This is a genomic window from Enterococcus ureasiticus (assembly GCF_001730285.1).
GTDB classification, from domain to species: Bacteria; Bacillota; Bacilli; order Lactobacillales; family Enterococcaceae; genus Enterococcus_L; species Enterococcus_L ureasiticus.
The window spans coordinates 95,446-108,747 of record NZ_MIJZ01000015.1 but is presented as its reverse complement, the minus strand read 5'-3'; the positions used below and the strand labels follow the sequence as shown (position 1 = coordinate 108,747).

Genomic DNA, 13,302 nt, shown 5'->3' with positions numbered 1-13,302 from the left:
TGAACGAATCGTTTGGCACTAATGGAAAATCAATCATTATAGAATGGAGGAATGTTTATGAGAAAAGCGGCACAAGTCATTGTTGATGTCCCAACGATGCAGACAGATCAACCGTTTACTTATTTGATTCCTTTTAATTTAGAACAACAATTAACAGTCGGCATGCGGGTTGAAGTTCCTTTCGGCAATGGAAATCGGCATCTGCAAGGGTTTGTTTTAGCAGTAGATGAAGTAACGGATGACGTGATAGCAGCGCAACAGTTTGAATGGAAGGAAATTCTTTCAGTTCTAGACTTAAAACCAGTACTCAATACTGAACTATTGGAGCTGGCTGACTATATGAAGGAAAAAACATTTGCCTTTAAAATTACTTGTTTACAAACTATGCTGCCAAGTGTGATGCGTGCAGATTATAGCAAATACATATATTTAACAGATGAATTAGATGAAGAGTTGCAAGATGAGTTATTTTACGGATTAGAAGAAATCGCTTGGGAAGACGCTTTGGCTCGTAATATTTTACCGCAGTTGATGCAGCTTAGAAAACAGCAAAAAGTCGACATCCGTTACGAAGTGAATACGCGAAATCGAGTGAAAACAATCCGTTATATCCAAGCGTTGAAAGACTTTGAACAATTGGAAGAAGCACGAACAGAGCTTAGAAAAGGCTCACAAAAAAAAGAGCAGTTGATCAATTATTTACAGCAACTAGGCTTAGAAAAAATGACTACGGTCAAAGAGATGAAAGAACTAGGATTTAGTACAGCCGTTTTAAATGACGGAGCCAATAGACAATGGCTGACTTTTATCGAAGCGGAAGCCTATCGTGATCCATTTGCTGATCATACGTTTGAAAAAACCACAGCACTTGCTTTGAATGACGAACAGCAAATCGCAGTAGATAAAATTCTAAACTCAGTAAACCAAGCTACAAGCGAAACTTATTTGTTGGAAGGCATTACCGGTAGTGGAAAAACTGAAGTATATCTGCAAGTGATCGCAGAAGTGTTGAATCAAGAGAAAACAGCTATGATGCTCGTACCAGAAATCTCACTGACACCGCAAATGGTTCAGCGTTTTAAGAGCCGATTTGGGGAACAGGTAGCCGTAATGCACAGCGCATTGTCTCAAGGTGAGAAGTACGATGAGTGGCGTAAAATCGAACGTGGCGAAGCACAGGTCGTGGTTGGGGTACGTTCTGCTATCTTTGCTCCTTTGGAAAATCTCGGTGTCGTGATTATCGATGAGGAACACGAAGCAAGTTATAAGCAAGAAGAAACACCACGCTATCATGCACGGGATTTAGCTATTTGGCGGGGGGCCTATCATCATTGTCCAGTGGTTTTAGGAAGTGCAACACCTTCATTGGAAACGCGGGCACGAGCGCAAAAAAATGTTTACGAACGATTAGTATTATCGAAAAGAGCCAATCAGACGGCTACATTACCAACAATTGATGTAGTAGATATGCGTGAAGAAATTCAAAATAAAAATACCTCTTCTTTTTCGTTAGCACTTCAAGAAAAAATCCAAGATCGTTTGGCTAAAAAAGAACAAAGTGTTCTTTTATTAAACCGTCGAGGGTATTCTTCTTTTGTAATGTGCCGGGATTGTGGCTATGTTTTACCTTGTCCCAACTGCGATATTTCGTTAACATTACATATGGATACGAAAACGATGAAATGCCATTATTGTGGTCATGAAGAACGAATCCCGTATCATTGCCCCCACTGCGGCGGGGATAAGATCCGTTATTATGGAACTGGAACTCAAAAAGTGGAAGAAGAATTAAAAGCTCTTTTCCCTGAAAGTCGTGTTTTACGGATGGATGTGGATACGACGAGACGAAAAGGTGCCCACGAGAAGATTCTGACGGCATTTGGTAATCATGAAGCGGATATTTTGTTAGGGACACAAATGATTGCTAAGGGACTAGATTTTCCTAATGTAACATTAGTCGGAGTATTAAATGCTGATACTGCACTGAATCTACCTGATTTTCGTTCCAGTGAGCGGACATTTCAGTTATTGACTCAAGTCAGTGGACGGGCAGGACGCGCAGAAAAGCCTGGAGAAGTAATCATTCAATCTTTTAATCCTGAACATTACGCAATCCAATTAGCCAAAGCACAAGATTATGAAGACTTTTATCAAAAAGAAATGTACGTCCGTCATCGTGGAGATTATCCGCCGTTTTACTTTACAGTACAAATCACAGCTAGCCACCCAGAAGAAAATCAAGCAGCTAAGCAGATGTTTGAAATAGTCAAAGAGCTAAAAGAAGGATTATCTGACCAGAGTATTTTACTTGGCCCAACACCAAATGCAATTATGCGGGTCAACAATCGTTACTTTTATCAAGTAATCATTAAATATAAAAACGAACCCAATTTACAAACTATCTTAAAAAAAATACTGACTGACACCCAAAGAGCAACAGCACATGGTTTAAAATTATCGATCGATGCTGAGCCGATGAATTTTATATGATCTGTTCACCTTTATAAAAGAAAGGAATTTCTATGCGCTATCCTATAGTAATACACCCTAATGAACGTCTGAAACAAAAAGCAAAACCAGTAACAATGATCACTGATGAAACGATCACTCTTTTAGAAGATATGTATGAAACGATGATCGCTCATGACGGTATCGGTTTGGCTGCACCTCAAATCGGTAAAAATTTTCAGCTTGCAGTGATTGAAGTGGATGAAGAAACAGGTTTATTTGAATTGATCAATCCTGAAATCATCGAGCGTAAAGGTAGCGACATTGATGTAGAAGGCTGTTTAAGTATCCCAGAAACGTACGGCACAGTCGAACGAGCAGATGAAGTGACGGTTCGTTATTTTGATCGTGAAGGTGACGAAATCGAAGTAACAGCTTATGGTTATCTCGCCAGAGCTTTTCAACATGAAATCGATCATCTAAATGGCGAATTATTTATTGATAAAATCATCGACTCAATTAAACCAGAAGATTTAGATGCATATATGGAGGAACATTTAGATGACTAAACTAATTTTTATGGGAACACCGGCATTTTCAGTGCCTATTTTAGAAGGTCTGATTGAAAATGGCTATGAAATCCTAGCCGTAGTCACTCAGCCAGATCGCCCAGTTGGACGAAAAAAAGTAATAACACCAACGCCTGTGAAAGAAGCTGCAGTAAAGCATGGTTTACTTGTTTTACAACCGGAAAAAATCTCTGGCTCACCTGAAATGGAAAAAATCATCGAACTTGGGCCTGATCTTATTGTGACAGCTGCTTTCGGTCAATTTTTACCAGAAAAGATTTTAACTGCACCTAAATTTGGCGCAGTTAATGTTCATGCATCGTTACTGCCGAAATATCGTGGTGGCGCCCCTGTTCATTACTCGATCATCGAAGGCGAAAAAGAAACAGGTGTTACAATCATGGAAATGGTGAAGAAAATGGACGCGGGTGATATTCTATCGCAAAAAGCAATTCCGATCACTAAAGCCGATGATGTAGGGACGATGTTTGACCGCCTAAGTGTCGTTGGAAAAGAGTTACTGCTTGATACTTTACCTAAATTATTAGCGAATGAAATCACGCCGATTCCACAAGATGAGAGTCAAGTAACCTTTTCTCCGAACATTACGAGAGAACAAGAACGTATCGATTGGAATAAAACAGCGGAACAAATCGACAATCAAGTCCGTGGTATGCGTCCATGGCCAATAGCGTTCACAACATACAATGAGGTCAATTGGAAATTATGGGAAGTCACGCCTTTAGAAGAAACAACAGAGGCCGCTCCTGGAACAATTATCAAGCGCGGTAAAAAAGAGTTATGGATCGCTTGTGGAGAAGGAACGGTTCTTTCTATAAACACGATTCAGCCATCCGGTAAAGGAAAATTATTTATTCAAGATTTCTTAAATGGCGTCGGTAAAACAGTTGCAGAATCAGATAAGGTGGGCTAATCAATATGGGGAAAAAAATACCAGCAAGAGTAAAGAGTTCTGTTCGCTATGTGGCACTAAGAACCATTGAACGTGTGGACAATGGCGGCGCTTATTCAAATTTATTATTAAATGAAATGATCAATAAGTCTGCTTTAGGAGAAAAAGACAGCCGTTTATTCACAGAACTTGTCTATGGTACCATCAGCCGTAAGTTGTTACTGGAGTATTATTTGACACCGTTTATTACAAATCCTAAAAAAGTAGACAGCTGGGTGAAAAACTTACTTAGCTTGTCGATTTACCAATTAGTGTTTTTAGATAAAATTCCGGATCATGCGATCATTAATGAAGCGGTAGAAATTGGAAAGCACAGAGGGAATGTGGGGATCGGTAAGTTTGTTAACGGCGTACTTCGTGCATTTCAGCGTGAAGGGGCACCAAGTTTAGAGGATATTAAAGATCCTGTTGAGCGTCTCTCGGTAGAAATCAGTATGCCTAAGTGGTTGACGGAAAAGTTAATCAAACAAATGGGCATGGATGAAACAAGAAAATTAGGCTTATCTCTTTTTGAAAAAAGTCATGTTAGCGGACGTGTCGATACACGAGAAATCAGTATTTCAGATGCGCTGGAAGAATTACAAAAAGATCATATTGAAGCATCTGCCAGCCAAGTTTCGCCTTATGGTGTAGTGGCAGATAAAGGCTTTTTGGCGGGTCATTATTTATTTGCAGCAGGCAAACTAACGATCCAAGATGAGAGCTCTATGTTAGTGGCACCAGCAATGCAAATCGAAAAAAATCACGTTGTTTTAGATGCCTGTGCTGCTCCTGGTGGGAAAACCACTCATATTGCAACTTTTCTTGATGCTGCACAAGGTGGTCGTGTTAAGTCTTTAGATATTCATGATCATAAAATAAAATTGATCAAACAAAATGCAGAACGTCTTCACGTGAAAGAGGTTGTCGATACTGAAAAATTAGATGCACGTAAAGTAGGGGAAGAGTTTCCTGCTGAATATTTTGATCGAATCTTAGTGGATGCACCTTGTTCAGGACTAGGTTTGATGCGTCGTAAACCGGATGTTAAATACAATAAATCAGCGCAAGATTTTGAGCAATTACCTAAAATTCAACTAGAAATTCTAGAAAGTGTTGCCCAAACATTGAAACAATGCGGTATAATGGTCTATAGCACATGCACGATTGCAGAAGAAGAGAATCAGGAAGTAGTTGCAGCATTTTTAGAGAAGCATCCAGAATTCAAAAAAATCGATGTGAGTGTCAGTGAGGCGGTTCAGCCTTCTGTGCAGGATCAGATGCTTACATTATACCCGCATCAATTAGGGACAGATGGATTTTTTATTTGCTGTATGCAGAAAGTTTGTTAAACGAGGTGAAGCATAGTGGAAATCAATTTTCAAACAGATGTCGGACGGAAACGGAACACCAACCAGGATTATGCTGGTCTATTTGAGAATCAGTCAGGAGTTTCTTTAGCTATCTTAGCGGATGGGATGGGCGGCCATCAGGCAGGAGATGTGGCAAGCCAGATGGCCGTCAATAATCTTGGGGAGCGTTGGCAAGAAAGTCTTATTGATACATCGGAAAAGGCAGCGCAATGGCTAATCAAAGAAATCCAAGACGAAAACACAATGATCTATGAAAAAGGCCAGTCTCGTCCTGAATATTTAGGGATGGGGACTACAATTGTTAGTGCGGTGCTATTGGACCAATCATTCGTATTGGCCAATATTGGTGATAGCCGAGCTTATTTAGTCCGCAATAATCAATTACGCCAGCTGACAGAAGATCATTCTTTGGTTAATGAATTAGTAAAATCTGGGGAAATCACACGTGAAATGGCTGCGAATCATCCAAGAAAAAATGTTTTGACGCGCTCATTAGGGATGCCTAGAATGGTAGAAGTTGATGTAGCAAATCATCTTTGGGTACCAGACGATTATATTTTGCTATGCTCAGACGGGTTGACAAATATGGTTTCAGAAGAGGATATTTTGGCCATTTTACTTTCAGATACACCATTAAATGAAAAAGTTGAAACATTGATCACGACAGCAAATGAAGCGGGTGGCGCGGATAATATTACTGTTTTAGTCATTCATTTTGACGAACATAAGGAGGAGAACCAATGATCGAAATCGGCAGAAAATTGAATGGTCGATATCATATTATTGGCAATATCGGTAGCGGTGGTATGGCAAACGTCTTTTTGGCGCATGACTTGATTTTGGATCGTGATGTAGCTGTCAAAGTGCTTCGTTTTGACTTTCAAAACGATCAAGCAGCCATCCGTCGTTTTCAAAGAGAAGCTTTAGCCGCTACTGAATTGGTTCATCCAAATATCGTCAGTGTCTATGATGTAGGCGAAGAAGACGGCATGCAATACTTAGTCATGGAATATGTGAAAGGGATGGATCTAAAACGATTTATCCAGACACAGTATCCAATTCCGTATGCAAAAATTGTTGATATCATGGAACAAATTTTATCAGCAGTTTCGCTAGCGCACGAACATAGAATCATTCATAGAGATTTAAAGCCGCAAAATATTTTGATGGATGAAAGCGGCGTTGTGAAAATCACCGATTTCGGGATCGCGATTGCCTTAACAGAAACCTCGATTACGCAAACCAATACGATGCTAGGTTCTGTTCACTATCTATCTCCAGAACAAGCCCGTGGCAGTATGGCCACTAATCAGTCAGATGTTTATGCAGTTGGGATCATTTTATATGAAATGCTGACAGGTAATGTACCATTTGACGGTGAATCTGCTGTCACGATTGCGTTGAAGCATTTCCAAGAAGAGATGCCTTCAGTTAAAACGTTTGACCCTAATATTCCTCAATCATTGGAAAATGTGGTCTTACATGCAACAGCGAAAGACCCAGCAGATCGCTATAAAACGGCTGAAGAAATGTCTCGTGATCTATATACTGTTTTGGCTGCGAACCGTTTAAATGAACCAAAATGGCAACCGACAGGCTTAATGGGTGAAACGAAAATTTTAACACCGATTACAGATGAAATGGCAATGCCCTCTTCGTTTAATTCGATGGAAACACCTTCAGAAGACCGAAATGAACATGAAGAAATCGAGCAGCAAGAAGCAGCAAAGAAGAAAAAAAAGAAAAAGAAACCATTGATCATTTTTATCATTTTGTTAGTACTAGCTTTGCTCATCGGTGGAGGGCTCTATCTTGCAGGACAAGGCAGTAGTGAAGTCAAGATTCCTAATGTAAAAGACAAAACGGAAGCTGAAGCACGAAAAATACTGGAAGATGCTGGATTGAAAGTCAAAGATGAGACGAAAGAAATACCAGATGAGTCGATTGATGAAGGAAAAGTAGTTAAAACAGACCCAGCCATAGATTCTACAGTGAAAAAAAATCGTGAAGTCGAACTCTATATAAGTTCTGGAAACAAGAAAATCAAACTTGATGATTATACTGGAGAAGATTATAAAGATGCTATTGAAGCGTTAGGTAAATTAGGCTTCAAAGAGAGTCAAATCAAAATCACGAAAGAAACAGATTCTAAAGTAGATGAGAACAAAGTTATTAGTCAAACACCTGAAAAAGGTGAGGAAGTCGATCCTAAAGCGGACGAGATTACTTTGGTTGTTAGTGAAGGACCAGATGATATCTATTTAGCTGATTACGCAAGTTTGGGCTACAGTTATAATAATGCGGTGACTGAGTTATTGAGTTATGGAATTAAAGAAAGTCAGATTACTCGCGTGGATAAACCAAGTGATACGGTAGCTAAAGATTTAGTAATTGCTCAAAATCCAGCTGCAGGTAATCCGTTTAATCCTAAAAAAGGTAAGATTACATTAACGGTAAGTTCTGGACCAGATAAAACGACGGCTAGTTCTGAATCAAATACAGTTGTTTTAGGTAGCTATGCAGAAAATTACACGTATCAAAATGCGGTAAATGCATTGACTAATTTAGGTATTAAAGAAAATCAAATATCGAGAGTTGATGAAGCTAGTGATTTGCCTAAAGATACTGTTATTTCACAGGATCCAGGGGCAGGAGCAACGTTTGATCTTAAAAATGGTAAAATTACGTTAAAAGTTAGCACAGGACCAAGTAATGTTAGTGTTCCTAATCTAATAGGACTTTCTTCAGCAGAGGCCAAATCTCAATTAGAAGGTAGTGGCTTGAAGTATGTAGAAGGATCTGGAGATGCTTCAAAAGGGAAAGTAACAAGTATCTCACCAAGTGTTGGTGATAGTGTTGCGAAAGGGACGTCTATTACAGTAAATTTCTCAAATGCAACGGACCCAACAAACGATGGAAATAATTAAATAAGTACCATAAAGTGATTAAGATGAATACTGTCTTAGTCACTTTTTTACGTGGAAAAGCGATTTCTCTAACCCTACGTTTAGCTTTTCTTCAACCTATGGTAAAATGGAACCAATAGAAACGAGGAGGTGGCATTTCTGAAAGGTCAAATCAGAAAAGCATTAAGTGGTTTTTACTACATTTATGCAGATGGTGCAACATTTCAAACGAGAGCCCGCGGGAATTTTCGTAATCGAAACATCACTCCATTAGTTGGCGATGAAGTCATGTTTGAAAGTGATAATCCAACTGATGGTTATTTGCTTGAAGTTTATCCTAGATACAATGAGCTGGTGCGTCCGCCAGTGGCAAATGTCGACCAAGGTGTGATCGTCATGAGTATGGTTGAACCTAATTTTTCATACAATTTAATGGATCGCTTTTTAGTCACATTAGAAGATAAAGGAATTTCCCCAATCATTTATTTGACGAAAGTCGATCTATTGACAGGAACAGAATCAGTTAGTGTGGCAGATGTCAAAAAGGTTTATGAAGAAATCGGGTATCCTGTAATTGCTGCAACGAAAGCCAATGATGAAGGAGCAGTTCGGACTTTGGAGCAGTATTTTCCAGAACGTTTGACTGTTTTTATGGGTCAATCAGGTGCTGGAAAATCAACCTTGTTAAACAAAATTTCTCCTGACTTACAATTAGCGACTGATGAAATTTCTGAATCATTAGGCCGAGGAAAGCATACTACACGACATGTGGAATTACTACCGTTGTATGATGGTTTAGTTGCAGATACGCCTGGATTCAGCTCGATCGACTTTTTAGAAATGGAAACAACGGAGTTGCCAAAACAATTTCCAGAATTTGTAGATGCCTCATCTGCATGTAAGTTCCGTGAATGCATGCACCGCAAAGAACCAGGTTGTGAAGTGAAAAAACGTGTGGAAGAAGGAACGATTGCTCAAACACGTTATGATGATTATTTACAATTTTTACTAGAAATAGAAAACCGCAGACCAATTTATAAGAAAAAATAAAGGGAGTGGCTTTAATGAAACTAGCACCATCGATTTTAAGTGCCGATTTTGCCAATTTAGAAAGAGATATTCAATTAGTCGAAAAATTAGGAGCAGACTACATTCATGTGGATGTGATGGATGGTCAATTTGTTCCTAATATTACCTTAGGACCTAACGTAGTATCTGCGATTCGACCCGTTACTAAATTACCGCTGGATGTTCATTTGATGATTGTTCAGCCAGAAAACTACATTGAAGCATTTGCTAAAGCGGGAGCGGACATTATTACAGTTCATGCAGAGTCAACGACGCATATCCATCGCGCCGTCCAAATGATCAAAGCGTCAGGTGTTAAATCAGGTGTGGTGATCAATCCAGGGACTCCTTTATCTGTAATCGAATATGTATTGGATTTAGTGGATCAAGTGTTGATCATGACAGTGAATCCTGGATTTGGCGGTCAATCTTTCATTGAAAGTTCTTTGGACAAAATCGCTCAATTAAAAGAGTGGAAAGAAACAAAAGGCTATACGTACGATATCGAAGTGGACGGTGGCATTGTTCCAGAAACAGCGAAACGCTGTAAAGAAGCGGGAGCAAATGTTTTTGTTGCAGGTTCTTATATCTATGATTCGGAAAGTCCTAAAGATCGTATCGATGCACTTAGAGCTGTGTTAGATTAATGAAGATTCTTCTTGTGGCAGGCGGTTCGCCTAATGAGTGGCCGCAGTTTAACTCGGAGGGTTTTGATTACAATCTAGGAATCGATCGAGGGAGCTTATATATTTTGGACCATGGTTGGTCATTGGATTTGGCGGTGGGAGATTTTGATTCTTTGACGAATGATGAACAACAGACGGTTCAAAAACAAGCAAAAGAACTAATTCAGGCACAAGCAGAAAAAGATGATACTGATACCCAACTAGCTTTGGCACTCGCAATTCAAAAGTTTCCAGCAGCAGAAATCATGATCATAGGTGCAACAGGCGGTCGCTTGGATCACTTTTTAGCAAATTTGTGGTTGCCGTTGGAACCACGTTTTCAAGCGTTTGCCCGTCAAATAAAAATAAAAGATCATCAAAATAGTATTGCCTATTATCTCCCGGGAGACTATGTGATAAGAAAAGAAACAAGGATGAACTATTTAGCTTACTGCTGTTTAACACCAGTTAAAAATCTGACGTTAACCGAAAGTAAATATACGTTAGATCACGTGGATGTTGCGATTCCTACTTCTTATGCAAGTAATGAATTTGTAGGAGAAACGGCTGGGTTTTCATTTGATACAGGAATGATCGCTGTGATCCAAAGTCGAGATGATAAATAAAAAAAGCTGAGCGGCATGCCGTTCAGCTTTTTGATTACGTTCTATTAAACACGCTCGATTTTACCAGATTTCAAAGCACGAGTTGACACCCAAACTTTTTTAGGTTTACCGTCTATTAATACACGAACTTTTTGCAAGTTAGGTTTAACAGTACGTTTAGTAGCGTTCATTGCATGTGAGCGGTTATTGCCGCTGCTTGTCTTACGACCAGTAAAGTAACATACTTTTGCCATTTTTAGTTTCCTCCTTTGCTTTGATCTCGGAGCGATGATTTTCAGCTCATACTAAATTAATTTATCATAGAAAGCAGTTTTTTGCAAGAGGATTTTCAAATCAGTTTGACATTTCCCCTCAAACGATGTAAATTATACAATTATTGGTAAATTCGATGAGACTCTCTATAATTATCTGGATAAGTTCCTTTTCATTGAGGTACGGCTATGTTAAAATATTATAGAAGAAAATAGGGCAATTGTGCTCTTTAAGGAGGCTTTCATCAATGGCTGTAAAAATCAAAACACCAGCAGGCACCATTGAGATTACCAATGAGGTTATTGCCACTGTAGTTGGCGGTGCTGCGACAGATATCTACGGAATCGTCGGTATGGCTAGTAAAAACCAAATCAAAGATAATTTAAATGGCATTTTACGCAAAGAAAATTATTCTAAAGGCGTGGTCGTGCGACAAGAAGAAAATGGCGTTGCGGTCGACGTATATACAATCGTAAGTTATGGAACAAAAATTTCAGAAGTTTCTCGTAATGTACAAGAAAAAGTAAAATATAACCTTGAAACACTATTAGGTGTGACAGCTAATTCAGTCAACGTATTTGTGCAAGGTGTTCGTGTGTTGCCTGACTAGGTAGCCAGCTGCCAAATAGATGAACTATCATCTATTTGCAGGAATCTCAAAGGAGGATTTTTTAGGTGAATGTAACAGAAATCAGTGCAAGTCAGTTCCAAGAGATGGTTCAGGCTGGTGCGAGTCGTCTGCATGTGAATGCAGAATACGTCAACTCATTGAATGTTTTCCCTGTACCAGATGGTGATACAGGAACAAATATGAACTTATCTATGACAAGTGGAGCGAAGGCTGTAGCCGATTCTCGTTCTGAAAAAGTCGGAGAACTCACAACGATTCTTTCAAAAGGATTATTGATGGGCGCTAGAGGAAACTCTGGTGTTATCTTATCGCAATTATTCCGTGGTTTTTCTAAGCAAATTCCAGATGTTGAGACGTTGAATGCAAAAGATTTAGCAGCAGCGTTTACTCATGGTGTAGAGACTGCTTATAAGGCAGTAATGAAGCCCGTAGAAGGTACGATTCTGACTGTTTCCCGTGAAGCTGCGCGTTCTGGTGAACGTAAAGCAAAAGAAACGGATGACTGTATCGAAGTGATGGAAGCGGTCGTTAAAGGTGCGAAACGTGCTTTAGCTAAAACTCCTGACCTTTTACCTGTATTAAAAGAAGTTGGCGTAGTCGACAGTGGTGGTCAAGGCTTGTTATTTATCTATGAAGGCTTTTTGGAAGCTTTATCTGGAGAATTTTTAGCAACGGAACTCTATGAGCCAAGCCCAGGTGAGATGGATGAAATGGTCAATGCTGAACATCATCGTGGTGTCAGCGGTCACGTGGCGACTGAAGATATCAAATTCGGTTACTGTACAGAAATTATGGTTCAAATCGGTGAAGGTCCAACTGTGGACAGTGATTTCGATTATGAAACATTTAGAAACTACTTAAATGAATTAGGTGATTCATTACTTGTTGTAAATGACGATGAAATCATCAAAGTACATGTGCATACAGAACATCCTGGTGAAGTGATGAATTATGGTCAAAAATTCGGTTCATTAGTGAAAATCAAAGTAGATAACATGCGCTTACAACATGAAACGTTGGTTGAACATGACGCTCAAGCAGCAGTTGCTCAAAAAGCACGTGTTCCTTATGCAGTTATTGCAATTGCGGCAGGAGAAGGCGTTCAAGAATTATTCCGCAGCCTTGGTGCAAGTTATATCATTAGCGGCGGTCAAACAATGAACCCTAGTACTGAAGACATATTGAAAGCTGTTAAAGAAGTTAACGCTGACCAAGTTATTATCTTACCTAACAACAAAAACATCTTCATGGCAGCTGATCAAGCAGCAGAAGTGGCTGATATTCCGGTAGCGGTTGTTCCTACAAAAACAATCTCTCAAGGGATGACAGCAATGCTAGCATTCAATGATCAACAAACGCTTGAAGAAAATAAAACAACCATGACAGAAATGATCGAAAGTGTAGTCAGTGGACAGGTAACAACAGCTGTACGTGACACAACGATCGATAATGTCGAAATCAAAAAAGATGACTATCTAGGAATGATCGACGGTAAAATCGTAGTTTCTGAACCAGATATGTTTAAAGCATCATTGGATACACTAAAACGCATGATCGATGAAGATACAGAAATCGTAACGATCATTGTCGGTGAGGGTGGTACAATGAAAGAAGCTGAAAAATTTGTAGAAGCATTGACTGCTGAATACGAAGATCTAGAAACAGAACTTCATGAAGGTGGACAACCGGTTTATCCATATTTATTTTCAGCTGAATAATAAATGACTTATCGAAGCCAGACACTTGTTGTTTGGCTTTTTCTATAGAAAAAGAGATCTATTGAATCTATCTAAGGAAAAGAGAGAGTAATTT

At 39.3% G+C, this 13,302-nt stretch carries 12 protein-coding genes; 11 read left to right on the top strand and 1 reads right to left on the bottom strand.

The window, feature by feature from the left end; all coding sequences use genetic code 11:
- The first annotated feature begins 57 nt into the window (after positions 1 to 57).
- The 9 genes from priA to BCR21_RS13105 all read left to right on the top strand — a co-directional run bounded on the left by priA (position 58) and on the right by BCR21_RS13105 (position 10,607).
- Positions 58 to 2,490 (top strand): primosomal protein N', encoded by a 2,433-nt coding sequence (gene priA, locus BCR21_RS13145; protein ID WP_069646923.1) that lies wholly within the window; start codon positions 58 to 60, stop codon positions 2,488 to 2,490.
- A 32-nt stretch (positions 2,491 to 2,522) separates the two neighbouring features.
- Positions 2,523 to 3,017 carry a peptide deformylase gene (def, locus tag BCR21_RS13140; protein ID WP_069646922.1) on the top strand — a complete coding sequence of 165 codons (495 nt, stop codon included), beginning with the start codon at positions 2,523 to 2,525 and terminating at the stop codon, positions 3,015 to 3,017.
- On the top strand, positions 3,010 to 3,951 hold the full coding sequence (fmt, locus tag BCR21_RS13135; RefSeq protein ID WP_069646921.1) for a methionyl-tRNA formyltransferase: 942 nt from the start codon (positions 3,010 to 3,012) through the stop codon (positions 3,949 to 3,951). The genes def and fmt overlap by 8 nt, the downstream gene beginning before the upstream one ends.
- Positions 3,952 to 3,956: 5 nt before the next feature.
- Positions 3,957 to 5,321: a 16S rRNA (cytosine(967)-C(5))-methyltransferase RsmB gene (rsmB, locus tag BCR21_RS13130; RefSeq protein WP_069646920.1), complete on the top strand. Its 1,365-nt coding sequence runs from the start codon at positions 3,957 to 3,959 to the stop codon at positions 5,319 to 5,321.
- 15 nt (positions 5,322 to 5,336) lie between these two features.
- A complete protein-coding gene (locus BCR21_RS13125) occupies positions 5,337 to 6,086 on the top strand; it encodes a Stp1/IreP family PP2C-type Ser/Thr phosphatase (RefSeq protein WP_069646919.1) in 750 nt (249 codons plus the stop codon).
- On the top strand, positions 6,083 to 8,269 hold the full coding sequence (gene pknB / locus BCR21_RS13120) for a Stk1 family PASTA domain-containing Ser/Thr kinase (protein ID WP_069646918.1): 2,187 nt from the start codon (positions 6,083 to 6,085) through the stop codon (positions 8,267 to 8,269). The genes BCR21_RS13125 and pknB overlap by 4 nt, the downstream gene beginning before the upstream one ends.
- 129 nt (positions 8,270 to 8,398) lie before the next feature.
- Positions 8,399 to 9,298, top strand: coding sequence for a ribosome small subunit-dependent GTPase A (rsgA, locus tag BCR21_RS13115; protein WP_069646917.1), 900 nt, complete (start codon positions 8,399 to 8,401; stop codon positions 9,296 to 9,298).
- A 14-nt stretch (positions 9,299 to 9,312) separates the two neighbouring features.
- Positions 9,313 to 9,963 (top strand): ribulose-phosphate 3-epimerase, encoded by a 651-nt coding sequence (gene rpe, locus BCR21_RS13110; RefSeq protein WP_069646916.1) that lies wholly within the window; start codon positions 9,313 to 9,315, stop codon positions 9,961 to 9,963.
- A complete protein-coding gene (locus tag BCR21_RS13105) occupies positions 9,963 to 10,607 on the top strand; it encodes a thiamine diphosphokinase (RefSeq protein WP_069646915.1) in 645 nt (214 codons plus the stop codon). The genes rpe and BCR21_RS13105 overlap by 1 nt, the downstream gene beginning before the upstream one ends.
- 44 nt (positions 10,608 to 10,651) lie before the next feature.
- Here the strand turns inward: BCR21_RS13105 and rpmB are convergent, their stop codons facing one another.
- Positions 10,652 to 10,840, bottom strand: coding sequence for a 50S ribosomal protein L28 (gene rpmB / locus BCR21_RS13100; RefSeq protein WP_010761898.1), 189 nt, complete (start codon positions 10,838 to 10,840; stop codon positions 10,652 to 10,654).
- Between the two features lie 266 nt (positions 10,841 to 11,106).
- On the opposite strand from rpmB, the gene BCR21_RS13095 reads away from it, so the two are divergent.
- On the top strand, positions 11,107 to 11,469 hold the full coding sequence (locus tag BCR21_RS13095; RefSeq protein WP_010761897.1) for an Asp23/Gls24 family envelope stress response protein: 363 nt from the start codon (positions 11,107 to 11,109) through the stop codon (positions 11,467 to 11,469).
- 65 nt (positions 11,470 to 11,534) lie between these two features.
- Entirely contained in the window at positions 11,535 to 13,208 is a 1,674-nt protein-coding gene (locus BCR21_RS13090; protein WP_069646914.1) for a DAK2 domain-containing protein, read from the top strand.
- The last annotated feature ends 94 nt before the right edge of the window (positions 13,209 to 13,302 follow it).